The 24,777-nt window shown below is 32.9% G+C and carries 23 protein-coding genes; 21 read left to right on the top strand and 2 right to left on the bottom strand.

Translation table 11 applies throughout. The annotated features are described in order from the left end of the window. The first annotated feature begins 1 nt into the window (after position 1). The 3 genes from thpR to BM319_RS16530 all read left to right on the top strand — a co-directional run bounded on the left by thpR (position 2) and on the right by BM319_RS16530 (position 3,873). Positions 2–553: an RNA 2',3'-cyclic phosphodiesterase gene (gene thpR / locus BM319_RS16540; RefSeq protein WP_091023707.1), complete on the top strand. Its 552-nt coding sequence runs from the start codon at positions 2–4 to the stop codon at positions 551–553. 225 nt (positions 554–778) lie between these two features. Continuing rightward, a complete protein-coding gene (gene pulA, locus BM319_RS16535; protein ID WP_091023705.1) occupies positions 779–2,944 on the top strand; it encodes a type I pullulanase in 2,166 nt (721 codons plus the stop codon). A 140-nt stretch (positions 2,945–3,084) separates the two neighbouring features. Continuing rightward, the gene (locus BM319_RS16530; RefSeq protein WP_175403518.1) at positions 3,085–3,873 is read left to right on the top strand and encodes a phosphotransferase family protein; all 789 of its coding nucleotides are present in this window, start codon (positions 3,085–3,087) and stop codon (positions 3,871–3,873) included. A gap of 31 nt (positions 3,874–3,904) precedes the next feature. Here the strand turns inward: BM319_RS16530 and BM319_RS16525 are convergent, their stop codons facing one another. Beyond that, entirely contained in the window at positions 3,905–4,183 is a 279-nt protein-coding gene (locus tag BM319_RS16525) for a YtzH-like family protein (RefSeq protein ID WP_069034716.1), read from the bottom strand. A 150-nt stretch (positions 4,184–4,333) separates the two neighbouring features. Here BM319_RS16525 and trmB point away from each other — a divergent pair, with 150 nt between their 5' ends. Both trmB and BM319_RS16515 read left to right on the top strand, forming a co-directional pair. Continuing rightward, entirely contained in the window at positions 4,334–4,975 is a 642-nt protein-coding gene (trmB, locus tag BM319_RS16520; RefSeq protein WP_069034715.1) for a tRNA (guanosine(46)-N7)-methyltransferase TrmB, read from the top strand. A 223-nt stretch (positions 4,976–5,198) separates the two neighbouring features. After that, positions 5,199–6,041, top strand: coding sequence for a YtnP family quorum-quenching lactonase (locus tag BM319_RS16515; RefSeq protein ID WP_091023703.1), 843 nt, complete (start codon positions 5,199–5,201; stop codon positions 6,039–6,041). Positions 6,042–6,055: 14 nt separating this feature from the next. Here BM319_RS16515 and BM319_RS16510 read toward each other — a convergent pair whose 3' ends face one another. Continuing rightward, the gene (locus BM319_RS16510) at positions 6,056–6,367 is read right to left on the bottom strand and encodes a PepSY domain-containing protein (RefSeq protein WP_056473349.1); all 312 of its coding nucleotides are present in this window, start codon (positions 6,365–6,367) and stop codon (positions 6,056–6,058) included. Between the two features lie 161 nt (positions 6,368–6,528). Here BM319_RS16510 and BM319_RS16505 point away from each other — a divergent pair, with 161 nt between their 5' ends. The 16 genes from BM319_RS16505 to solA all read left to right on the top strand — a co-directional run bounded on the left by BM319_RS16505 (position 6,529) and on the right by solA (position 24,563). Further along, on the top strand, positions 6,529–7,599 hold the full coding sequence (locus BM319_RS16505; RefSeq protein WP_069034713.1) for a M42 family metallopeptidase: 1,071 nt from the start codon (positions 6,529–6,531) through the stop codon (positions 7,597–7,599). 250 nt (positions 7,600–7,849) lie between these two features. Further along, positions 7,850–8,962 (top strand): ABC transporter substrate-binding protein, encoded by a 1,113-nt coding sequence (locus tag BM319_RS16500; RefSeq protein ID WP_069034712.1) that lies wholly within the window; start codon positions 7,850–7,852, stop codon positions 8,960–8,962. Continuing rightward, positions 8,952–9,779, top strand: coding sequence for an alkaline phosphatase family protein (locus BM319_RS16495; protein WP_069034711.1), 828 nt, complete (start codon positions 8,952–8,954; stop codon positions 9,777–9,779). Before BM319_RS16500 ends, BM319_RS16495 begins: the two co-directional genes overlap by 11 nt. Positions 9,780–9,876: 97 nt before the next feature. Continuing rightward, positions 9,877–10,731: an ABC transporter permease gene (locus tag BM319_RS16490; protein ID WP_084006978.1), complete on the top strand. Its 855-nt coding sequence runs from the start codon at positions 9,877–9,879 to the stop codon at positions 10,729–10,731. Beyond that, positions 10,728–11,597 carry an ABC transporter permease gene (locus BM319_RS16485; protein ID WP_069034709.1) on the top strand — a complete coding sequence of 290 codons (870 nt, stop codon included), beginning with the start codon at positions 10,728–10,730 and terminating at the stop codon, positions 11,595–11,597. The genes BM319_RS16490 and BM319_RS16485 overlap by 4 nt, the downstream gene beginning before the upstream one ends. Further along, positions 11,594–12,607 (top strand): ABC transporter ATP-binding protein, encoded by a 1,014-nt coding sequence (locus BM319_RS16480; RefSeq protein ID WP_091023701.1) that lies wholly within the window; start codon positions 11,594–11,596, stop codon positions 12,605–12,607. Before BM319_RS16485 ends, BM319_RS16480 begins: the two co-directional genes overlap by 4 nt. A gap of 26 nt (positions 12,608–12,633) precedes the next feature. Then, entirely contained in the window at positions 12,634–13,419 is a 786-nt protein-coding gene (locus BM319_RS16475; protein WP_069034707.1) for a DeoR/GlpR family DNA-binding transcription regulator, read from the top strand. Positions 13,420–13,581: 162 nt separating this feature from the next. Beyond that, positions 13,582–14,454, top strand: coding sequence for a Cof-type HAD-IIB family hydrolase (locus tag BM319_RS16470; protein ID WP_069034706.1), 873 nt, complete (start codon positions 13,582–13,584; stop codon positions 14,452–14,454). Between the two features lie 182 nt (positions 14,455–14,636). Next, complete coding sequence (locus BM319_RS16465) at positions 14,637–15,152, top strand: DUF84 family protein (protein WP_069034705.1); 516 nt, start codon at positions 14,637–14,639, stop codon at positions 15,150–15,152. A gap of 69 nt (positions 15,153–15,221) precedes the next feature. Next, the gene (locus tag BM319_RS16460; protein ID WP_069034704.1) at positions 15,222–15,539 is read left to right on the top strand and encodes a thioredoxin family protein; all 318 of its coding nucleotides are present in this window, start codon (positions 15,222–15,224) and stop codon (positions 15,537–15,539) included. Positions 15,540–15,556: 17 nt separating this feature from the next. Beyond that, a complete protein-coding gene (locus BM319_RS16455; RefSeq protein WP_286143805.1) occupies positions 15,557–16,354 on the top strand; it encodes a DUF1444 family protein in 798 nt (265 codons plus the stop codon). A gap of 14 nt (positions 16,355–16,368) precedes the next feature. After that, positions 16,369–16,974, top strand: coding sequence for a YtpR family tRNA-binding protein (gene ytpR, locus BM319_RS16450; protein WP_069034703.1), 606 nt, complete (start codon positions 16,369–16,371; stop codon positions 16,972–16,974). A gap of 220 nt (positions 16,975–17,194) precedes the next feature. Beyond that, positions 17,195–20,464, top strand: a complete 3,270-nt coding sequence (locus BM319_RS16445) for a DNA translocase FtsK (protein WP_091023699.1) — start codon at positions 17,195–17,197, stop codon at positions 20,462–20,464. A gap of 98 nt (positions 20,465–20,562) precedes the next feature. After that, on the top strand, positions 20,563–21,678 hold the full coding sequence (locus BM319_RS16440) for a nicotinate phosphoribosyltransferase (RefSeq protein WP_069034701.1): 1,116 nt from the start codon (positions 20,563–20,565) through the stop codon (positions 21,676–21,678). Between the two features lie 302 nt (positions 21,679–21,980). Beyond that, the gene (gene murC / locus BM319_RS16435) at positions 21,981–23,273 is read left to right on the top strand and encodes a UDP-N-acetylmuramate--L-alanine ligase (protein ID WP_056473375.1); all 1,293 of its coding nucleotides are present in this window, start codon (positions 21,981–21,983) and stop codon (positions 23,271–23,273) included. Positions 23,274–23,423: 150 nt separating this feature from the next. Then, complete coding sequence (gene solA / locus BM319_RS16430) at positions 23,424–24,563, top strand: N-methyl-L-tryptophan oxidase (RefSeq protein WP_091023697.1); 1,140 nt, start codon at positions 23,424–23,426, stop codon at positions 24,561–24,563. Positions 24,564–24,777 lie beyond the last annotated feature (214 nt).

Below are 24,777 nucleotides of genomic sequence, written 5' to 3'. Positions count from 1 at the left end.
TTTGAGTGAACATTATTTTCTTGCTGTTCCTTTGCCAATGCAAATAAAAGAAATTTTAGATGATTATTCAAAAAGATGGCATACAAAATTACCTTTAAAGAAATGGACTTTTAAAGATGACTTTCATATTACATTATCATTTTTAGGTCCAGTTACATATACAAAAAGTGTAGAGCTTATGGATCAACTACAAAAAGAGCTTAACGATTTTAAAAGTTTTGATTTGTCGATTCAACAGTTAGGTATTTTTGGGAGTACAGTACAGCCTCGTGTATGGTGGTTTGGTTTAGAGAATAGTGTTGAATTATTGGCGTTACAAAATAGAATTAATAAGATATGTGAAGAAAGTGGTTTTTCAATTGATAAACGGCCATATAATCCGCATATTACTATCGCAAAGAAATATAATGATAGGTTCGATAAAGAATTTGAAATCCCACTTAGTTGGGAAGAAGAACCTTTAAAGTTCAAAGTGAATGAAGTCATTTTATATAAAATTCAACCTTCACAAAAACCAAGTTACCAAATTGCTGAATCCATTACATTAAAGTAAAAATATTATTTAAAATCATGAACAAATTGATGAAATAGAAGAAATATTTGAAGAAACAAACGAATACTTTCAGAAGAAGCATGAAAGCGGTAGGGCAACATTATTTTTGTTTTGAATCCATTTTAACTCTTTGTGAATATACTAATCATATCGATTTAATAAATAACGAGAATAGGTAGTTTTTATTTAAAAGTTTTAAATTTATAGTCTGGATGGTGAATAGCGTTGTTTCATATTAAAAGAGCTTTTGAAGCTTATATAGATGGATTTCAAGAAATAACAATGATTATTCCCAAATCGAACAAACAAACAGAGCAGTCATATTTTGAACTAATTGAAATGGATGGTCGGAAAACTAGGCTTCCTGTCGTATCTCGAATAGAGTTTGATCGTTTTTTTAAATATACTGTTTTGACTACTGAAGTCCTTTTGTTAGAAAAGAAGTATGAGATTGAAGATGAATTTGGTATTCGCACAGATTTACAAGTAGGTGGAGTTATTCGTTCAAAGGACTTTGATGAAAAATATGCCTATGATGGAGAAGATTTAGGTGCGGTTTATACAAGTAAATCTACACAATTTAAATTATGGGCACCTACTGCTTCTAAGGTTAAGTTAAGAATTTATCAAGAATACGGTGAAGAAGAAAAGTTTACTGAAATGTCTATGGAACGAGAAGGAAAAGGGACATGGAAAGCAGTAATCGACCGTGATTGTGACGGTTTAGTTTATAATTTTTTAGTATGTGTGAATCTGATTTGGCGAGAAGCTGTCGATCCTTATGCAAAAGCAGTTACTGTAAATGGTAAACATAGCGTAGTAATTGATTTATCCAAGAGTAGCAAAGTTAGTAAGGTAAATAGTACACCACCAAGTAAGTATACTGATTGTATTATTTACGAAGCCAGTATTCGAGATTTTACTTCACATCCACTAAGTGGGATTCAAAAAAAGGGGTCTTTTAAAGGATTTCATGAAAAAGATACGATGTACAATGGTTTTTCAACAGGTTTGGATTATATATGCAAGCTAGGAGTTACACATGTTGAATTATTACCATTTTTTGATTTTGAAGGAATAGATGAAAATAACCCTTTCCAAAGCTATAATTGGGGCTATAATCCATTGAATTTCAATGCACCAGAAGGTAGTTATAGTTTAAAACCAGATGAACCAATCGAAAGAATAAATGAATTAAAGAAACTTATTTCGGTTTATCATGAACATGGTTTACGGATTATTATGGATGTTGTTTACAATCATGTTTATGAATTACAAACTAGCCAATTCGAAAAAATTGTTCCAGGATATTATTTTAGACAAGATGAACGTGGTTTACCATCGAATGGAACAGGAGTTGGGAATGACTTTGCATCTGAAAGATTGATGGCTAGACGATTTATTCTACAATCAATAAAATATTGGACTAAAGAATATGACATCGATGGGTTTAGGTTTGATTTAATGGGAATTTTGGATACGGATACAATGAATGAAATAGTAACTGAACTGACATTCTTAAAACCAGAAATAATCATTTTTGGAGAAGGTTGGGATTTAAATACATCATTAAGTCCATCTTCTCGAAAAGCAACGATAAACCAAAGTCATCAACTATCAATGGTTGGGTTTTTTAATGATAAATTTCGCGATGGAATCAAAGGAAGTACTTTTTCATTTCAAGAAATAGGGTTTATACAAGGCAATAATATTCATAATGATTACTTGTCCGATTTACTTTTAGGAAGCGTTGGGATTAATAAACAAGTAAATTTATTTAAAGAGCCATATCAATCGATCAACTATGTTGAATCACATGATAATCACACTATGTGGGATCGATTAAAGCTTTCCAAACAGAAAGAGAATGAGGAAATACTAAAGAAAAGGCATTTACTTGGAACAAGTATTGTATTATTTTCGTTTGGTGTACCGTTTCTGCATAGTGGTCAGGAGTTTTTTCGAACAAAAAAAGGGATCGAAAACAGTTATAATTCAGGAGACACAATAAATAGTATTGATTGGGCAAGAGCTGAACGTGAAGCGACATCGATTGAAATTATTAAAGAATTTATCGCAATTCGAAAGCGCTTTAATAGTTTCCGTTTTTCTTTGAAAGAGGAAATAGAAAAGTATGTAACGCCAGTTAATATTCATCGAGATCTAATTGGATACCGAATTAGCGGAATAGAAGAAATCGACCAAGTTAAAGAGATAATGGTGTTATTTCATAATGGTCTTTCTGATATTTACATTGATTTAGAGAATGAAGAAGACAATTGGGAATTTATATGGGATGGTCATAAACATTATGTTAAAAAAGGGATGAAAGTGGATTGTAATAAATTACCAATGCCATCGCTTTCGACCGTTGTATTAGTAAAATACTAGCAACTACTTGCAGATTCTAATTAAACAATGTAAACTTGTAAAAGATGGCTTATTGCAGCTGATTGTAATAGGCTATCTTTCTTTTTGTAATAAAATAATATTAAATACAAACATATATAACAACAAGGAACGGAAGAATAATGGATAATCATATACAAGAAATACTCGGAAAAGAATGGACAATCTCGCCAGCCGGTGGATTTACTGGTGAAGCGTATATAGCAGAAAATAATGATAAGAGATTATTTCTAAAACGAAATTCTTCTCCTTTTTTAGCAGTTTTATCAGCAGCTGGCTTTGTTCCAAAATTAGTTTGGACTAGAAGACTAGAAAATGGTGATGTACTTACTGCACAAGAGTGGGTGATTGCACGGAGTTTAGAACCTTATGAGCTCTCTGCGAAAGGGGTTGCGCAATTTTTATATCGTATCCATTCTTCCAAAGAATTGTTATATATGTTAACGAAGCTAGGGATTAATCCTTTAGAACCTCAGGAATTACTGCAAACAATTGTAGGAAATCTTACTGAAGAGTTTACACAAAGCCAGATCATTGTAAAAGGTATCGAATATTTAGAGGAAAATATGCCATCTTTTGATTCAGAGGATTTAGTTGTTTGTCATAGTGATTTAAATCATCATAATTGGTTACTTACTGAGACAAATAATCTATATTTAATAGACTGGGATGAAGCAATCATTGCTGATAAAGCTTTTGATTTGGGCATGTTTTTATTCACCTATGTAGAACAGAACGATTGGGACAAATGGCTTCGAAATTATGGAATAAAATTAACTGAAGACCTATTAAATCGAATGACATGGTATGTAGTCGCTCAAACAATCATTTGGATTAAATGGTATACTCTTCGTGAAAATGAAAAGCAGACCCAAAAAATGAAGAGCCTGCTAGAGAAGATATTAGATTAAATAAAAATTTCCTCGGAAATTGTCATATAGATTAAGAATAAGTATTAAAATCAGTCACCCATTGTGAGAGTTGATTTTGGTGGTTTGTAATGTGTTGATCTAAATCAGCAGAATACTTTCCAGACTGACTATAATAATAAACGTCATTTAACATGCTTTTCACATCATCTGTTATTTGGTCGTTCGTTAATAAGGATTGAACAAGTCTTTCCAATTGTTCACATTCTGATACAGTTCCACAACAGTCAGATTGGTGATTCATTAGAATATCTCGTAAAATTGTTAATTGATGTTCATGATTTAAAGGCATAAATTCACATCCTTTTTTTATTAAGTACACTTGAAATAGTTTGTGTTATACGAAATGATTTTATACTATACGTGAATAACCGAGTGCCATCGTGCTTGGTTTTTTCTTTGAGTAAATATAAATTGCAAAATCGAGAGGGAGTAAAATCTTATGAGATTAAGACATAAGCCAGGTGCGGCAGATCAAGTTAAAGAAAATGCTCATTATGTAATTCCAAATCCGTCAGAACAAAAAGGGAAATGGAATGAAGTTTTCCAAAATGATCAACCTATTCATATCGAGGTTGGTACGGGTAGAGGTCGTTTTATGGTCGGTATGGCTAAGGCCAATCCTCATATTAACTATATTGGCATTGAGAAATATACAAGTGTAATTTCTGATGCATTAGATAAATTAATTGAAGCTGAAGTTCCAAACTTAAAGCTGTTAAATGTAGATGCTCAAAAATTAACGGATTTCTTTGAGGACGGAGAAATAGATCGAGTCTATTTAAACTTTTCTGATCCATGGCCAAAGGTTCGTCATGAAAAACGTCGATTAACATATAAAACATTTTTAAACATGTATCAACAAATCTTGAAAAATGATGGGGAAATTCATTTTAAAACAGATAATCAAGATTTATTCGAGTTTTCAATCATGAGTATGGCGAACTACGGAATGACTATGCATTTCTTAAGCTTAGATCTTCATAATAGTGATTTTGAAGGAAATATTATGACTGAATACGAAGAGAAGTTTTCTTCAAAAGGTAACCGTATTTACCGAGTTGAAGCTGCTTATAGAAACTAATCTAATCAAAAGACTATCGTGATCTATTTATCACGATAGTCTTTTTTTGCTGCAACACGCGAAATTTTAATAAGATTGTTTATTTTTAGGCAATCTAAAACGGAATTTTCATTTCATATTCCTTATTGTTCCCTTTCTTTTACCTATTCCTGCTCTTGAAATATTCAGTAAATTCGAAAAGTGGTATAATATTTAGGTCTAGTAAAAAAGAAGGGGGATAAGTATGGAACAGTTAAAAATTGGAACTTGTACAATTCAGTGGCTTACTGGAGGAAATACCCATTTAGATGGTGGAGCAATGTTTGGAGTTGTTCCAAAGGCGCTTTGGTCAAAAAAATATATTGTTAATGAGAAAAACCAAATCCCTTTACGTACTGACCCGGTATTTATTCAAACAAGTGGTTTAAACATAATTATTGATAGTGGGATTGGTGTTAATAAATTAAATGAGAAGCAAAAAAGAAATTTTGGCGTTACCGAAGATTCAATGATAGAAGAATCATTAGCGAAGCATGGATTAAAACTAGACGATATTGATTATGTCATTATGACACATTTGCATTTTGATCATGCAAGTGGATTAACGAGGCTTGAAAATGGTGAATTCAAACCTGTATTTTCGAATGCAAAAATTATTACTTCTCAAATTGAATGGGATGAGATGAGAAATCCGAATATTCGTTCAAGTAATACATATTGGAAAGAAAATTGGGAAGCAATTGGGCACCAAGTAATTGCATTTGAAAAAGAATATTCTTTAACAGATGAGATTACAATTATTCACACAGGTGGACATAGCGATGGGCACAGTATTATAAAAATTGAAACTGAAGACGAGCTATTATTGCATATGGGGGATTTAATGCCAACACATGCACATCAGTCACCATTATGGGTTATGGCATATGATGATTACCCAATGACATCTATTTACGCAAAAGAAAAATGGGTTAATTTTGGTTTGCAAAAAAAATCTTGGTTTACGTTCTATCATGACGATGTATTTAGAGCAATAAAATGGAGCGCTGAAGGACAAGTATTACAGTCGATCGAACGCTCCAAGTAATTTGGCTATTGTTGTTAAACAATTTGAGCAGAAATAAGCTCACCATTTACAGCATTAATGATGAATGAATAGTTTGTAGTGTCATTATCTGATTCTACTACTGTAAAACCACCTTCATAAACATCACCTTCATAATCAGGTAAATCTGCCCACTTTGGTTCTGAATGAATCCAAGTTCCAGTTACATTACCATATGAAAGAAATACTGGTTTAATTGTTTTTAATGCTTTTTCTGCTGGAATATATTGTGAAGATAATTTTTTTTGTAAATATAGTCCACCAGCAACACCTAAACCTAAGCCAATTAAGACACGTTTAAGTTTCATTTGTACCACCTCTATTTATGTATTATGCGCTTGAAAAAATATTCTACTACTTATCTTAGTCAAACTGGGGCAACATTTCAACGGTTAGCATTGGTATTATGAGTTATTTTTAGATAAAATAAAAAAAGAAGATATGTTTTGTACAGAGAGGAACTTTAATTATGAATCAAGACACTCTACAGCTTTTTAAATTTTTAACAGAATTACAAGGTGCACCAGGATTTGAGCATGAAGTGCGTCACTTCATGAGAAAAGAACTTGAAAAATATACAAATGAGATTGTGCAAGATCGTTTAGGAAGTATTTTTGGAGTGAAACGTGGAGCTGAAGATGGACCTACTGTAATGGTGGCAGGTCATATGGATGAAGTTGGTTTCATGGTTACTCAAATTACAGAAAATGGGATGTTACGATTTCAACCACTAGGTGGCTGGTGGAATCAAGTATTGCTTGCTCAAAGAGTTCAAGTAATGACAGATCAAGGACCAGTTATTGGTGTGATTGGTTCAATTCCACCGCATTTATTAAGCGATGAGTTAAGAGCTAGACCAATGGATATGAAAAATATGCTAATCGATATTGGTGCAGATAACAAAGAAGATGCACTAAATATTGGCGTTCGTCCTGGTCAACAAATTGTACCAGTATGTCCGTTCACTCCTATGGCTAATGAGAAAAAAATTATGGCAAAAGCATGGGATAATCGTTACGGTTGTGGACTTGCTATTGAATTATTAAAAGAAGTTCAAAACGAAACATTACCAAATATTTTATATTCAGGTGCTACTGTTCAAGAAGAAGTTGGACTAAGAGGGGCACAAACAGCTGCAAATATGATTAAACCTGATATCTTTTACGCATTAGATGCAAGCCCAGCTAATGATATGTCAGGCTCAAAATCCGAGTTTGGTCAATTAGGTAAAGGTGTTTTATTACGAATTTTAGACCGAACAATGGTTACTCATAAAGGAATCCGTGAATTTATTTTAGATACTGCAGAAACGAATAAAATTCCATACCAATATTTTGTTTCACAAGGTGGAACAGATGCTGGACGAGTACATGTTTCAAACGATGGCGTACCATCTGCTGTAATTGGTATCTGCTCACGTTATATTCACACTGCGGCATCGATTATTCATGTTGATGATTATTTAGCTGCAAAGGAATTACTTGTTAAGCTAGTTAAAGCGACTGATAAAACAACAGTTGAAACATTACGTAATTATTAAGAAAGTAAAAAAAGAAGCCTTAAAAAGAGGCTTCTTTTTTTATTGAAAATCCTTACCTTGCCTTCCCAAATCCCTACACTTCACATCTTTTCTTATCTATTACCTAGAACCTTAACTCTACTTTCAATTAATGTTATTAATAAATTCTTAACATACAGTTAATGTGGGTTTTACGATGTTGTTTTATGATAAAACCGTAATAACCAGTAACAAACATTAAACAAACCACATTAATGTGAGGAGATCTAAAATGAAAACTGAATTTAAAAAGAAAAGTTACAAGGCAGTGCAGGTTGTCGTTTTGGGTATGACAGTTCTAGGACTAACAGCATGCGGAAAAGCCGTAGAAACGAAAAGTGAATCTGTATTAAATCCAAATTCATTAACACTTGAAGAAATTCAAACAAAAGCAAAAAAAGAAGGTGAAATAAATAGTGTAGGTATGCCAGATTCATGGGCTAACTGGGTTGAAACTTGGAATGAAGTTAATAAAAATTATAATTTGAAACACACTGACACAGATTTGTCTAGTGCGGAAGAGATTGCAAAAATGGAATCTGAAAAAGAGAATGCTACTGCTGACATTGGGGATGTTGGAATGTCTTTTGGTCCAATCGCTGAACAAAAGAAGTTAACTATTCCATACAAAACATCTTACTGGAACGAGATTCCTGATTGGGCAAAGGATGACAATGGTGACTGGGTAGTCGGATACCAAGGAACTATTTCTTTTCTGACAAATAAAGAACTAGTAAAAACACCTCCTAAATCTTGGGACGATATTTTAAAGGGAAATTATAAAGTAACAGTTGGAGATGTTCAACGTGGTACACAAAACCAAATGGCCGTACTTGCTGCTGCTATTGCATACGGTGGAGATGAAAAAAATATCCAACCAGGGATCGCCTTTTTTAAAAAGCTTGCTAAGCAAGGGAGATTAAGCTTAACAGATGCTAAACCAGCAAATATCGAAAAAGGAGAGGTTGAAGTAGCACTTGTTTGGGACTTTAATGCGCTTGGTTATGCTGAAGCAATTAAGCGTAGTCAATTTGATGTATCTATCCCAAGTGATGGATCAGTTGTTAGTGGATACTCAACTATTATCAATAAATATGCTAAACATCCTTATGCTGCTATGGCTACAAGGGAATATATTCTAAGCGATGAAGGACAAATAAACTTAGCAAAAGGATTTGCTCGACCAATTCGTAATGTTGAACTTCCAAAGGATGTAGCTGAAAAGATGGTTCCAAAAGAGGAATACAAAAATGCAAAGCCAATTAGAGATTTTAAGGCTTGGGAAGAAACTGCAAAAACTTTACCTCAAAAATGGCAAGAAGAGGTGTTAGTAAATGTCAAATAAAGTTATAGCTATCGTTGTTGATGGAATGAGATATGACAAAGCATGCGAAGCGCTTGGATATGTTCAGCATTTAGTGGAATTAAATCAAGCAGCACTATACAAGATGAAATCGGAGCTTCCGAGTCTTTCTCGCCCATTATATGAGGTGTTATTAACTGGAACACCTTCATCTGTAAATGGAATTACATCTAATCAAGCAGTTCGTTTATCGAATGAAAAAAGTATCTTTCATCTTACAAAGGAAAATGGTTTAAGAAATGGAGCGGTTTCGTATTACTGGGTAAGCGAGCTATATAATCGAGCACCATTTAATTTTATTGAAGATCGAGAACAAGATGATCTTTCTAAAGCGATTCAATACGGAAAATTCTATTGGGATGATGACTATCCAGACAGTCACGTGTTTATGGATGCAGAAGCTTTACGTAGAAAATATGATCCACACTTTATATACATTCACCCTTTAGGTGTAGATGTTAAAGGAGAACTATTTGGTTCAGAATCGAAAGAATATCGTGAACAAATTTTAAAAGTAGGCAGTTTGTTAGCTCAACTACTTCCAATTTGGATGTCAGAAGGTTATCACATTTTAATTACTTCTGATCATGGGATGAGCGAAACTGGTAATCATGGAGGAATAACACCGGGGGAACGAGATGTACCACTGTTTATCATCAGTCCAAAAGTTGAGCCTGGTGTTTATAACGAAGTAATCCCTCAGTTGGCTTTTGCTCCACTTGTTTGTAAGCTCTTAAAAATAGAGCCATCAAATAAGATGATTTCATATCAGTTACCTGGATATAAAGAAATTAATTGACGTTTTAATGATATGAAGATTTTTATGGAAGGGGAATTGGTTTAGTGAAAATTTTACCAATTCTCTAATGTATAAAGAATTTAGGGAGCGAGAAGCTTTGCAAAAAATAAAAAATCATAAGATTTACTTACTAGCTCTTTTATTGCCATTTGTATTGTTTGTAATAGGATTTGAATTAGGGCCAATGATGGCAATGTTTAAGAATAGTTTTTACGCAGATGACGGAATCCATCTAACTATGAATCAATATATAACTATATTTAAAAGTAAGTTTTACTTACAAGCTATCAAAAATAGTATAGTTATTTCAATTATTTCGGCAGTGATTTCGATCCTAATAGCTGTTGTCACAGCTTATTCCTTTACAAAGTTTTCACGTAAAATACAAAATCGTCTATTAATGATTGCTAATGTGACTTCAAATTTTGAAGGAATCCCTCTTTCTTTCTCATATATTATTTTACTTGGAAACAATGGATTATTTACTTTGCTTTTTGCAAAACTCGGTTGGAATATATTTGCGGATTTTAATTTATATTCTTGGACCGGACTGATCCTTGTTTATATTTATTTTCAGATTCCATTAGCGATTTTGTTGATATACCCTTCTTTTCAAGGAATAAAGCAACAATGGAAGGAAGCTTCTGCATTATTAGGAGGATCAACAATATCATTTTGGCTAAGAATTGGAATTCCAGTACTATTACCAAGTATAGTAGGCACATTTAGTATTTTATTTGCTAACGCTATGGGTGCTTATGCAACAGCCTACGCATTAGTTGGTAGCAATTATAATTTATTGTCATTACAAATAGCCTCGTTAGTCTCAAGTGACGTTACATTAAAACCACAATTAGGTAGCGCACTAGGAGTCCTTTTAGCAACGACCATGATTGGAGCGATGTGGATTAATGAAAGAATGATGCGCCGCATTAGGAGGGATTTACGATGAAATTACAAACAACATTTTTTAAAGTAATAGTTGGATTACTTGTAATCTATTTATTAATTCCAATAGTCGGTACATTTTTATTTTCAATTGCAACTAAATGGGATCATTCAATCTTACCTGAGAGCTATACATTAAATTGGTATATTGAATTATTTCAAGATGGACGATTTTTTGAGGCCTTTCAACGAACATTATTTTTAATTATCATAACTGTCACTTTAAGTGTTTCAATCATGATTCCAACAATCTTTATTATAACTGTATATTTTAATAAATTTGAAGGAATTCTCCAAGCAATTGCGATGCTTCCGTATGGTATCCCACCTATTGTAGGAGCAGTTGGGCTAATTAAGCTTTATTCTAATGGACCATTTCAAATTGCTGGTACTCCATGGATACTAGTTGGAGCTTACTTTATAACCATTCTACCTTTTATGTATCAAGGTATTCGTAATAGTCTTAGAACAATAAATGCCATTCAACTTGTAGATGCAGCTGAATTACTTGGTGCAACTAAATTTCAAGCGTTTAGAACGGTTGTGCTTCCGAATATTATATCTGGAATATTAGTATCAAGTTTATTGTCCGTAGCTCTTTTATTTAGTGAGTTTGCATTTGCAAATTTACTAGTAGGTGGAAGATTTGAAACCCTTCAAATCTATCTTGCCGATAAACTAAATAGTAGTGGTCATTTAACAAGTGCCATAGTTATTACTTATTATTTGGTGATTTTACTTTTAACTGGAACAGTCTTAAAACTCACGTTTAAAACTAAAAAAAATCCTGCCGTGTTAAATAAGAGGCGGTCTATTTTTAAAAAACAAGGTTATATAAAAAATACTGCAATAGAAGGTGAAGTTAAATGAGCTATGTAAATATTGATCAAGTGACTAAAAAATATCAAAATCAAGTCGTCTTAAATAATATTTCATTAACATTAAATAAAGGAGAATTCGTAACGCTTTTAGGTCAAAGTGGATGCGGGAAAAGTACTTTATTACGTTCTATTGCAGGACTTGAAGACGTCGATATAGGAAATATATTAATAGATGGGAAGAACATAACTAATTTATCTCCGCGCCAACGCGAGGTAGGTATGGTATTTCAGTCATATGCACTTTTTCCAAATATGACAGTATTTGAAAATATTGCATATGGTCTAAAAATGAAAAAAGCAAAAAACATACATGTAAGAGTAAAAAAGATGATAGAAATAGTTGATTTAATAGGAAAAGAAGGATCTTACCCTCACCACTTATCAGGAGGGCAACAACAAAGAGTTGCTTTAGCTCGAGCGCTTGTCATGGAACCAAAAGTACTATTATTAGATGAACCGTTAAGTGCATTAGATGCAAAAATTCGAAAAAGCTTACAAAAGGAATTAAAAAGAATACAGCAAGAACTAAATATTACGACTATTTTTGTTACACATGACCAAGAAGAAGCAATGACAATGTCGGATCGAATTTTTGTTATGAATAATGGAAATGTAGTACAAGAAGGTACACCTACCGAGATCTATACAACACCAGTAAATAAATTCGTAGCAAAATTCATCGGAAATTATAATATTTATAAGATGGAAGCTTTCCATAAACTTGTATGTAGTAATGAATTAATTGGAAATGATGTAGCAATTCGACCTGAAGTATTAAAATTAGTGGCTGTAGGAAATGACAGCATGGATTTACAACAAAACTGGGGAATAAAGGGGATTATTTCAGATGTTACTATGACTGGTAATGTCTTAAGGTACGAAGTTGAAACCGAAGAATCTGCATTTCTTGTAGACAACCTTAACCACCGAGGTGAAATGTTCCAGCAAGGAGAACATGTGAACATTATTGTACCTAAAAAAGAATGCGTTATCTTATAAATTTTTAAAGTTTCTGGAGGATTAAAATGTCTGTTTTACCTGAGGAAAGAAAAAACGAGATTTTAAAAGAACTTAATAAAAAAGGAAAAGTTAAAGTTATCGATTTAGTTGAACAATTTAATGTATCAGAAGAAACCATTCGTCGAGATTTAATGATATTAGAGGAAAAAGGTCTTTTAAAAAAGGTGTATGGTGGAGCAATTAAAACAGTATACCAAAATGAGGAACCTCCTTTTATGCAGCGTACGACTGTGAATCAGGAAGCAAAAGTAAAAATTGGTAAAAAGGCCATGGACCAAATTTCCAATGGAGATGTCATTGCGATTGATGTAGGCACAACAATGCTTGAATTTGCTCAGTGTATTGAAAATAAAAAAGACATTACTATATTGACTAATTCATTACCGGTATCTTCCCTGTTAACAGAATCATTAAATCAAAATAAGTTTACCGGACAAATATTATTACTAGGTGGAATAGTTGATCCAAAACAACAGTCAATGAGTGGGAGTATAACAGAACAATTACTAAGTCAATTTAATGTTGATAAGGCATTTATTTCAGCGGGTGGTGTCTCAGCTCAAAATGGAGTTAGCAACTATCATTTCCATGAAACTTTAGTTTCTCGAAAAATGGTGGAAGTGTCGAAGCAAGTGATTTTATTAACAGATTACTCGAAAATTGGTGTAGATACATTTTGTAAAGTTTGTTCTCTTGAAAAGGTTGATGCAATAGTATGTGACCATTCATTTCCAGAAGAATGGAAAGAGCATTCAATATTAAAAGAAATCGAATGGATTCAAGCAAATTAAAAAAGACGGACTATATTCATTGAATTCTTTTTTGTTAAGTAGACAATAACATAATGAATGAATCGTTATTGTCCTTCTTAAGCTTGCCATTTTGGTAATGACCGATTACTGAACACTATAAAACTAGATGAAAAGCATAATAAATTAAAGGGGATATAATCAATGAGTTTCATTGCAATAGATTTAGATGGAACACTATTAAATAATGAGAATGAAATTAGTGAAGAAAATATTAATGCAATTAAATTTGCAGGGGAAAATGGAATTGAAATCGTTATTTCAACTGGTCGAGCTCATTTTGATGCCAAAAAAATTTGTGAAAGATTCAGGATATCGCCATATGTGATCGGAACAAATGGGGCAACAATCCATTCAAAATACGGAGAATGTATCTCATCAATTACAATCTCAAAAACGAATGTTGAACAGATATTAAGGTGGCTTGATGAACGAAATTATTATTTTGAAGTTTTTACAGATAAAAGCATTTATGCTCTTAAAGAAAGAAGAGAAATTTTTCAAAATGAGATTAATAGCCTTAAAAGAGTTGAGTTAGATGAAGATATGAAAGAATTAGTTAATGTTGCGGAAAGACAATTCGATCAGTTTGGGTATGTATTAGTTGATCATTGTCAAGAAATCATACAACGAAATGAAGAAGTTAATAATATTTTAGTATGTACGTTTGATATGAAAAAATTAGAAGAGGCTAGAAATCAATTTAATAAGCGTATTGATTTGATGGTTGTTTCATCAGCGGAGCATAATATTGAGATTACGAATCGCTCTGCATCAAAAGGATTAGCATTAGAAAAGTTAGTTTTTTTAATGAGTGGCTCTTTAGAACAGTCCATGGCTATTGGCGACAGTAATAATGATATTTCGATGCTTGAAAAAGTTGGATATAGTGTTGCAATGGGGAATGCAAAAGAAGATATTAAATCAATTTGTACAACTTCTACTCTAAATAATGATGAAAATGGCGTTGCCCATGCTATTTATCGATATATTGATACTTTTGTAGCCAAAAGATAAAGATTGGAAGGGGTTTTATGTTTCTATGCTATCATAGCAGAAAAATGTTTGCCCAAAATGAGGTAATAATTGAATGATTCAATAGATTGTAAAGATGCTTTCATTTTGAAAGTGTCTTTTTTATTGTATATTAAAATTATATTTAACTAAAAAGCATAAGAGCGGTGAATGGAGTTAAGACAATGAAAATAATTATTGGTTCTTTAAATCCCACAAAAGTAGGAGCTGTTAAAAAAGTTTTTAATCAGTATAAAGTTGAGGGACTAAATGTTCCATCAAATGTTTCGAATCAACCTTTGACTGATCAAGAAACTATGCAAGGTGCTATAAATAGAGCATATAATGCTAGAATCGCAGGTGAGTCGGAAATCGGTATTGGATTAGAAGGTGGAGTCATTATAGAAAACGATCGGCTTTTTCTTTGTAACTGGGGAGCACTTGTGTATGAAAATGAGGTAATACTAGCAAGCGGAGCAAAAATTTTATTACCTAGCGAATTTATTAATGAGCTAAGAAATGGAACTGAGCTTTCAGTATTAATGGAACAATATACGAATGAAAAAGATATACGAAGTAAAGAAGGGGCAGTAGGGGTATTTACAAATGGTCGAATTACTAGGACAGAAATCTTTGAACATATTTGTGAATTACTATTTGGACAATATGAATTCAAGAAACGAAAAGAAGAAAACAATTGAGGTCGTCCTTTTTGCATATCGATAAAAATAAGATAAAATAAAAGAAAACGAATAAGCGAGGGAAAAAGAATGGAAAAAATTACATCAGTTGAACAATTCGAACAAGCGAAACAAGGAGAAAAAGTGGTTTTCCAATTTTCAGCAGATTGGTGTCCAGATTGCAGATTTTTAGATATGTTCTTCCAAGAAATAATTGATGAAAATAAAGATTTTACCTTTTATTATGTAGATCGTGACCAATTTATTGAGTTATGCCAAAATCTAGATATATTTGGCATACCAAGCTTTGTAGCGTTTAATAATGGTGAAGAAATTGGTCGTTATGTAAATAAGGATCGTAAAACAAAAGAACAAGTAGAAGAGTTTCTTGAAGGATTAAGAGGCTAATAAGGTAGGTAAAACAATTGGCTAAAAAAACAACACTAGACTTAAAAAAAATGATAGAAAATCGCCTTGGAAATGAAGATTGGCGTTTTATCTATGATCGTGAAAAAGAAGACCTTCGAATTGAAGGGATTGAAAGTAATAAAGGGATGAGTGTCTCTTTAAATAGTGCAGTAGCAAAGTTTGAGGCTGAAGGTGAAGAGGCATTTAACGAATTAATTTATTATATAAAAGAAGCACTTTCTGCAATGCACTCTGAAACTGTATTTCTTGAAGAACAAATTCGTCCAGTTATTCGAGCTACATCGTTTCCGACTGAAAAGGAAGAAGGAAATTTATTTGTAACTGATGAGCATACTGCAGAAACTAGAATTTACTATGCTATTGATTCAGAAAAAACGTATCAACTTATCGATGAAAGATTATTAGTAAAGTCAGGTTATACAAAAGAGCAACTTCATTCTATTGCTTTATTTAATTTAAGAAAAATGCCTGTTCAAGTAAAAGAAGATATTGTTGCAGAAAATACTTTTTATTTTGTACGTACAAATGATGGATACGATGCGAGTAGAGTACTAAACAGTACTTTTATAAAAGAAATTCAATCAAAAGTAAAAGGTGAATTATTAGTAGGAATTCCTCATGGAGATGTACTAATCCTTGCTGACATTCGAAATAACATAGGTTATGATATAATGGCGCAAATGAATATGAGTTTCTTTGCAAGTGGGAAAATACCAATTACATCATTGTCATTTGCTTACGAAAATGAGAAGCTAATGCCAGTATTTATTTTAGGGAAACAAAAGAAGCAATAGAGAGGAAGAAATAAGTGAATATTTTTTATAACAAAGAAGGAATCGGCGATACGCTATTAATTACATTAAAACAAATTCCATCAGAAGATCGTAAAGTTGAACGAAAAGGGAATATAGCACGCGTATATAGTGCAGTTACGAATGAAACAGTTGCTATTAATGTGTTTGATGCATCTACTTATGTAGATGTTCAAGAAAATGGTATCGTTACGATTACCGAACATATTGTTAATTCGGTTAATGAATTACTTGCAAAAGAAGGGTTTGAAGATACTTTAGTATTAGACCTTTCACCTAAATTCGTTATTGGATATGTAATCGAAAAAGAAAAACATCCAAATGCTGATAAATTAAATATTTGCAAAGTTGACGTTGGAACAGATACATTACAAATTGTTTGTGGTGCTCCGAATGTTGAACAAGGACAAAAGGTAGTTGTTGCAAAAGTTGGTGCAGTAATGCCATCAGGATTAGTCATTAAGGATGCTAATTTACGTGGAGTGGATTCATTTGGTATGATTTGCTCTGCACGTGAACTTGATTTACCTGATGCTCCACAAGAAAAAGGAATCTTAGTTCTTGAAGCTGATGCTGAAGTTGGAAAAGCTTTTTTTAACTAAATAATATATATTTTCGTATAAATACTAGGCCATGAATTGGTCTAGTATTTTTTCTGTTTTTCAATAAAAGAATTATTATTTTAATATTAATTTGATTAAATTATATATTTGATATCGAAATATGATTGAACTAGCGCAATTTGTAATAATAATGTGTTTTTTGTCATTATGTCACATGTTAAAATAAAAGGTATGAAAAGAAATAGAGAGAGTGAGAAAAATGAAAAAATGGTTAAAAAGCCTTTTTAAGGCGAATAGCCTTAATGAGATTGAAGAAGAGTTTGAAGAAGGGTTTGAAGAAAAGCCTGTTGAGGAGAAAGTATATCAATCACACTCTATCGAAAAAAAGAGAAACGCTTTACAAGAGCGTCCAAAATTTAGATTTCCAATTGAATTAGATGAAGAATTACCATCACCAAAGCCGATAAAGGAAACAAAAATTGAAGAACCAGTTATTAAACAAGAAAAAAATGCTGATATTTGGCAGAAGTCACCAAACAATTTAAATAAAGAATATAAACCTACATATAATCAGAGTACTAATTTTGTTAGAAATACTTTTCAAAATAATCATTTTGATAAAAGTAATTTATCTAGTCGACTTGAAAAAAATCAAGTCACAAAAAGTGAAGAAGAACCAGCAAAAGTAGAAAAAGAAGAAAAGGTCGATATTGTATTTCGTCCAAAAAGAAAAACACCATTTCGACCTAGTGAATATATTTCACCAATTTATGGTTATCAAAAGCCTCCAATAAAAGAAGAAAATGCTACTGATTCTATCCTTTCTTCAACAAATGAAGAAATGAGAGTTGAAGCTTCTCAAATTAATAATGTACTTGAAAAAGTTGAAACCAACTCTTTCGAAATTGGAAGTTTCGGCAATCAAAATCAAGAAATAATTGAAGGATTAAATCTAGTAGAAAATGAAAAACTTCAAACTGAAGCTATTCAAATTGAGAATGAAGAGCTACAAGCTAAATATTATCAAAATGTAGAAGATACGTTGAATGTTGAAGAAGTACAATTTGAAACTCATGAAATTGAAGTTAAAGAGAAGAATGAAGATTTAAAACCTAAAGCTCTTCAAGTAGAAGCTGAAGAGAAGAATGAAGTTGTACAGCTTGAGGCTCACCAAATTGAAGCAGAAGCTGAGGAGAAAGATGAAGAAGAAAAGTTTGAAATCCATCAAATTGAAGCAGAAGCTAAAGTGATGGATGAAGAAGTACAGCTTGAAACCCTAAAAATTAAAGCGGAAGATGAAGTTGAGAGTGAAGAAGTACAACATGAAGTAAATATTTATAGATTAGATCTTGTCTCCATTAAAGAAGAAAAAGAAAACGATTACCATGCTCATATTAAACTAAATGTTGAAGATATCATTGAAAAAAATGAGTCGAATGAGCACAAAGCTGAGACTTTGGTTCAATTAGATGAAAACGAAGACAAAGGGATTGAACTCGTTCAAAATAATGAAGAGTATGAAGTAGAATCGGAATTAACAGTCGAGCTAGATGGTGTTATAGAAGAGATTAAAGAAGAAGTAGTACAGCATGAAAGTTCTACGGTAGAATCCAAAGTAGAAGAATCCGCTGAAATTAATCAAAATTCTGTTGCAAATTCTAATGAACAGACTGAAATTGAAGCCGATAAAGAGGAATCTGAACCTAAACCAATGGAGAAACGTCAGAAAAAACGTCATTTTCCTTTTAATGTAATGATGCTTAGAAGTGATGTAGAGGCATCAAGAAAAGCAAATATAATGAGACAACTTCGTGAATTACAAAATGAATCTGCTGCAACAGTAGAAAAGGTAAATGAAGAAGTTGAGATAAAACAAAATGAACAGTTGATCGAGAATGCTAGTTTATCTGAACAAAGTGAAATTTTATCTTCAGAAAAAGTTCAACCAAGTGAAATAATTGCCGAAGCAATCACATATGAAAATCCTCCTGAAGGAATTCAAGATCAGCCAGTTCTTGAAACTGTAGAAAGTATAACAGAAACGGATATAACGATAGAGACTAAAAATGAGATTGTTCAGACTGATGAGCCTCAAAGTTTAGATGAACAACCACCAGTACTTTATGAATTACCAGAATTAGATTTATTAGTTGAACCCCCAATTGAACAATTTAATGATGGGGATTGGGTTGAAGATCAAAAGCAACTACTACAAGAAACATTACATAATTTTAATGTAGGAGCTAGAGTAATTGCCGCAACCCAAGGTCCAACAGTAACTCGTTTCGAAGTACAGCCCGAGCCTGGCGTGAAAGTAAATAAGATAACGAACTTACAAGATGATATTAAATTAAGCTTAGCAGCTAGAGATATTCGAATTGAAGCTCCGATTCCTGGTCGAAGTGCAATAGGCATAGAAGTACCAAATAAAGAAAGTAAGCCTGTTTACTTAAGAGAATTAGTTAGCCAGGATAAATTTTTGCAAAGCGAGTCACCTTTAACTGTTGCTCTTGGACTGGATATAGGTGGAGATCCTGTCTATGCAGATATTTCAAAAATGCCACACGGGTTAATTGCTGGGGCAACAGGATCTGGTAAGAGTGTATGTATTAATTCGATTTTAGTTAGCATTTTATATAAAGCGAAACCTCATGAAGTGAAATTAATATTAATCGATCCTAAGATGGTTGAGCTTGCACCGTACAATCATATTCCACATCTTATTTCGCCGGTCATTACTGACGCTAGAGCCGCGACTGCTGCTTTAAAGTGGGCATGTGATGAGATGGATCGACGTTATGATTTATTTGCTCATGCTGGGGCAAGAGATATTAAGCGATTCAATGATTTAGCGAAGAAAAAAGGTGCTTATAATGACGAGTTACCATACTTAGTCATTATTATTGATGAATTAGCGGATTTAATGATGGTATCTCCTGGGGATGTAGAAACTTATATTTGTCGTATTGCTCAAAAAGCGAGAGCATGCGGAATCCATTTATTAGTTGCAACACAAAGACCTTCAGTTGATGTCATTACCGGTATTATTAAATCAAACATACCGACACGGATTGCGTTTACAGTCTCTTCACAAGTAGATTCTAGAACAATTATTGATATTGGCGGAGCTGAAAAGTTACTTGGACGAGGAGATATGTTATTCTTAGATAATGGAAAATCTCAAGCAATTCGATTACAAGGCGTTTATGTTTCGGATGATGAAATCGAACATGTTGTAGAGATTGTTAAAGACCAACAAAAACCGAATTACTTATTTAATCAAGAGGAACTTGTAGCAAAAGCGGATGCACAGGATGTTGATGATGAACTTTTTCAAGAAGCAGTGGAGTTTGTCATTGATCAAAAAGGTGCTTCTGTTTCAATGTTACAAAGACGTTTTCGAATTGGATACAACCGTGCAGCTAGATTAATTGACCTAATGTTTGATCACGGGATCGTATCGAATCAAAATGGAAGTAAACCTCGTGATGTACTGATTACATCATTAGAGGAGTTTCGTTCTGAGTGATAAATTAAAAATTCGATAAAAATTAAGTAACGAATGTTAAAGTTTTTTTAACCCATACTAGAAAAAAAAGAACGATACTTTTCAGCAGGTGAAGATTCATGGAAAAAGAATTAGATTTAAAATTACAAGGTAAAATAAGCCGATTAACGAACCAAACATTTAAATTTGATGAGAGAATCGGAGAGGGCTGGTTTTCAGCTGTATATTTTTTAAAAACTAGAGAAATTATTCGAAAAAAGAAGCCAGATACTGAAGTAACAATGCAATTTTTCCAAAGAGAAAGTGCAGTATTATGTGGCACGGATGAAGCAATTGCGATTTTACAAACTTTTGCAGATCATCCAGAAAATCTTATTGTTCATTCTTTAAAGGATGGAGATATGATTGAACCATTTGAAACGGTCTTAACAATTAAAGGTAAATATGCTGATTTTGGCTATTTAGAGGGAATTATTGACGGTATTTTAGCTAGACGTACTTCTGTTGCTACAAATGTATACAATGTAAAACATTCTGCAAAATCCGCAGGCATTAAAAAGCCTGTTATTTTCATGGGAGATCGTGATGATCATTTCACGACCCAAGCAGGTGACGGTTATGCTGCATTTATTGGTGGTGCAACTGCACAAGCAACCCATGCAATGAATGAGTGGTGGGGCAATGAAGGTATGGGTACAATGCCTCATGCACTAATTCAAATGTATAATGGTGATGTAGTAGAGGCTGCCCGTGCATACACAGAAGTTTATCCACAAGATGATTTAATTGTCTTAGTAGATTATAATAATGATGTTATAAATGACGCTTTAAAGGTTGCACGAGAATATGGTAGCAAATTAAAGGCTGTACGTGTAGATACATCAAAAACAATGATTGATCAGTATTTTATTTGTAATCCTGAATTATTAGGAAGTTTTGACCCTAGGGGTGTAAATCCTCCGTTAATTTTTGCTTTACGAAATGCACTAGATCAAGAAGGGTATCAGCATGTGCAAATTGTAGTAAGCGGTGGATTTACTGTAGAAAGAATCTTAGCTTTTGAGAAACAAGGTGTACCAGTAGATTTATATGGTGTAGGCGGAAGTTTATTAAAAGTTAATATAGGCTTTACAGGTGATAATGTCGAGTTAAATGGTATACAACAAGCGAAAGCTGGAAGAAAGCTTCGTGAAAATTCTCGATTAGAAAGAGTAGAAATGCGCCCTAGACTATAAAGGGACAAAAAAATCAATTTAAGATTGATAGTATTTTAAGATAAACAGATGACTTAAAGTATTTACTTTTCCATCTATTTCCTCATAGTGCGACTTAAAATAAATAGTCCTATGGGAGTTAAAGTGATATAATACTAATTGCGTAAAAATTTAAGTTAGTTATCATTAAAAAAATAACTAGACTCGGCAAAGTAACAATGCATCAAATTTATAAAATATTGATGCCATTTCTTTTATTCACACATATACTGTCTAAGAGATAGGCCGTTGTATTAGTGATCGATTTTGGAGGTTCTTTTAATATGACAGTTTACCATTTTGTAGGGATTAAAGGTACTGGAATGAGTGCTTTGGCACAAATTTTACATGATTCTGGTTTGACCGTACAGGGATCAGATTATGAAAAGCACTTTTTCACTGAAAATGAATTACGAAAAAAAAATATTACGATTTTACCATTTGATAAAGCAAATATTCAAGAAGGCCAATTCGTTATAGCAGGTAATGCATTTCCTGATACTCATGAAGAAATTGCAGCTGCTATTGAAAAAGGAATACCGATGGCACGCTATCATAAATTCCTAGGGGAATATATGAATAAATTTACTAGCGTAGCAATTACTGGAGCACATGGTAAAACCTCAACGACAGGTTTATTAGCCCATGTAGTTTCTGGTGCGCGTCCAACTTCTTTTTTAATTGGAGATGGTACTGGTAAAGGTGAAAAAGACAGCGAGTATTTCGTGTTTGAAGCTTGTGAATACCGTCGTCATTTCCTTTCATACTTTCCAGACTATTGCATCATGACTAATATTGATTTTGATCATCCGGATTATTATAAGAGTGTAGATGATGTATTCGATGCTTTCCAACAAATGGCTGATCAAGTAAAGAAAGGTATTATTGCATGTGGAGATGACGAACATCTTCAACGAATTTATGCAAAAGTGCCTGTAATGTATTATGGATTTAACGAGGACAATGATTTCCAAGCTCGTAATATCGAAAAACATACAAATGGTACAACATTTGATGTATTCGTCCGTAATACGTATTACGCTACTTTTGATATTACTGGATATGGTGATCATAGTATTTTAAATGCTTTAGCAGTAATTGCGCTTTGCCATTATGAAGAAATCGATGTTAATATTATTAAAGCTCGTTTATTAACATACGGTGGCGTTAAGCGTCGTTTCAGTGAAAAACGCTTCGGAGATCAAATGTTAATTGATGATTATGCTCATCATCCAACTGAGATCCAAGCGACGATTCAAGCAGCACGTCAAAAATATCCTGACCGTGAAATCGTAGCAGTGTTCCAACCGCATACATTTACACGCACAAGTAAATTTTTAGATGAATTTGCTGGTACATTAGAAAAAGCAGATAAAGTTTACTTATGTGATATTTTTGGTTCTGCACGAGAAGATAAAGGTACTTTAACAATTGAAGACCTTTCTTGTAAAATTGCAGGTGCTGAATTATTGACTGATGACAATATCAGCAATTTACAAAACCATAAAAATAGTGTATTAATTTTTATGGGTGCTGGTGATATTCAAAAATACCAAGCAGCATACGAAAAACTATAAAAACTATAAAACCCGTTTATGAATGATCATAAACGGGTTTTTTGTTATTTTGAAAAAGTTTGTTTTACAAAAAATGATAATATTAAGAAGGTAATTTGTAAAAACAAAAAGAATATGTCATACGAATGAACAGGGTAAGGAGTGAAATGATTGAATAATCACTATGATGTAATTATTGTTGGAGCCGGTTCTATGGGAATGGCAGCAGGATACTATTTATCAAAAGGAAATCAGAAAATTATATTAATAGATTCTTTTGATCCACCACATAGCCTTGGTAGCCATCATGGCGATACTAGAATCATTCGTCATGCATATGGAGAAAGTAGAGAATACGTGCCACTAGCATTGAGAGCACAAAAGTTATGGGAAGAACTAGAACAATTATCTGGAAAACATTTATTCTCGAGAACAGGCGTTTTATGTGCTGGTGCACCCGGATCGACTTTTACGAATGAAGTAATAAATAGTGCAAAAGAATTTTCGTTGCCGCTTGAAATAATGGATAGTAATGAGATCAATGCAAGGTGGCCCGGATTCCGTTTACCGAAAGGATTTATAGGTTGTTTAGAAACGACCTCTGGAATACTTTTTAGCGAAGAATGTGTTCGAGCGTATAAAGAACTATATATAGAGAAAGGAAATAGTCTTCATACAAACTCGCCGGTTATAGATATTGAAGTAGATACTCATAAGACAATGGTGCGTACAGAGAATGCTGTATACACAGCAGATAAACTTGTAGTATGTGCAGGTGCTTGGTCTGGTAAAATTCTTGAAAAGACTGGTATTGATATACCTGTAAAACCTACTCGTAAAACAGTTGCTTGGTTTGATTGTGATCATCAACTATATGATTCTAGTTTGCTACCAGCATTTACGATTGATCTAATTGATCGTCATTATTACGGCTTTCCAAGTATTCATAATAGCGGACTAAAAATTGGTCGACATGATGGGGGGCAAATTGTAGACCCGGATCAATTTAATCGAGAATTTGGAGAGTTCATTGAAGATGAAACGGATCTGAGAAATTTCTTAAGCGAATATATGCCACTTGCAAATGGTAGATTAGTAAAAGGGAAAACATGCTTATATACAATGACTCCAGACGAGCACTTCATTATTGACCAGCATCCAGAATACAATAATCTAATCATTGCCACAGGTTTCTCAGGCCATGGCTTTAAGTTTGCAAGCGTTGTAGGCGAGATAATTGCTGACCTAGTAACAAAACAGAAATCTGCTTTTAATTTGAGCATGTTTTCATTAAACCGTTTTATAAAGTAAGAGATAGCGAATACGCTATCTCTTATTTTATTGAAGAAAAATAAATCATCTCCTGACCAAATATTTCAGCAATATTGTGCTAATAATCCGAAACTTTATCCAGAGATAATTTGATAAGTAATATTTATAATTTATTAAAAATACTGAAAAATTTGAAAGCGCTTTAGGCATGTTAAGTAAGTAGTTATTTTATTACTTACTATTTTTTACAAAT

It is taken from the genome of Bacillus sp. UNCCL81 (assembly GCF_900112535.1).
Taxonomy (GTDB): Bacteria; Bacillota; Bacilli; order Bacillales; family Bacillaceae_G; genus Gottfriedia; species Gottfriedia luciferensis_B.
The sequence above is the reverse complement of the archived record's forward strand: the minus strand, read 5'-3'. Positions and strand labels throughout refer to the sequence as shown.

What these genes read in the sequence shown, in the direction of transcription:
- BM319_RS16485 (WP_069034709.1), top strand. Translation starts at nt 10,728, where the DNA reads ATGAAATTACAAACAACATTTTTTAAAGTAATAGTTGGATTACTTGTA.
- BM319_RS16530 (WP_175403518.1), top strand. Translation starts at nt 3,085, where the DNA reads ATGGATAATCATATACAAGAAATACTCGGAAAAGAATGGACAATCTCG.
- BM319_RS16475 (WP_069034707.1), top strand. Translation starts at nt 12,634, where the DNA reads ATGTCTGTTTTACCTGAGGAAAGAAAAAACGAGATTTTAAAAGAACTT.
- BM319_RS16500 (WP_069034712.1), top strand. Translation starts at nt 7,850, where the DNA reads ATGAAAACTGAATTTAAAAAGAAAAGTTACAAGGCAGTGCAGGTTGTC.
- trmB (WP_069034715.1), top strand. Translation starts at nt 4,334, where the DNA reads ATGAGATTAAGACATAAGCCAGGTGCGGCAGATCAAGTTAAAGAAAAT.
- BM319_RS16515 (WP_091023703.1), top strand. Translation starts at nt 5,199, where the DNA reads ATGGAACAGTTAAAAATTGGAACTTGTACAATTCAGTGGCTTACTGGA.
- BM319_RS16465 (WP_069034705.1), top strand. Translation starts at nt 14,637, where the DNA reads ATGAAAATAATTATTGGTTCTTTAAATCCCACAAAAGTAGGAGCTGTT.
- BM319_RS16470 (WP_069034706.1), top strand. Translation starts at nt 13,582, where the DNA reads ATGAGTTTCATTGCAATAGATTTAGATGGAACACTATTAAATAATGAG.
- BM319_RS16525 (WP_069034716.1), bottom strand. Translation starts at nt 4,183, where the DNA reads ATGCCTTTAAATCATGAACATCAATTAACAATTTTACGAGATATTCTA.
- BM319_RS16445 (WP_091023699.1), top strand. Translation starts at nt 17,195, where the DNA reads ATGAAAAAATGGTTAAAAAGCCTTTTTAAGGCGAATAGCCTTAATGAG.
- BM319_RS16495 (WP_069034711.1), top strand. Translation starts at nt 8,952, where the DNA reads ATGTCAAATAAAGTTATAGCTATCGTTGTTGATGGAATGAGATATGAC.
- BM319_RS16505 (WP_069034713.1), top strand. Translation starts at nt 6,529, where the DNA reads ATGAATCAAGACACTCTACAGCTTTTTAAATTTTTAACAGAATTACAA.
- BM319_RS16440 (WP_069034701.1), top strand. Translation starts at nt 20,563, where the DNA reads ATGGAAAAAGAATTAGATTTAAAATTACAAGGTAAAATAAGCCGATTA.
- BM319_RS16480 (WP_091023701.1), top strand. Translation starts at nt 11,594, where the DNA reads ATGAGCTATGTAAATATTGATCAAGTGACTAAAAAATATCAAAATCAA.
- BM319_RS16460 (WP_069034704.1), top strand. Translation starts at nt 15,222, where the DNA reads ATGGAAAAAATTACATCAGTTGAACAATTCGAACAAGCGAAACAAGGA.
- BM319_RS16510 (WP_056473349.1), bottom strand. Translation starts at nt 6,367, where the DNA reads ATGAAACTTAAACGTGTCTTAATTGGCTTAGGTTTAGGTGTTGCTGGT.
- murC (WP_056473375.1), top strand. Translation starts at nt 21,981, where the DNA reads ATGACAGTTTACCATTTTGTAGGGATTAAAGGTACTGGAATGAGTGCT.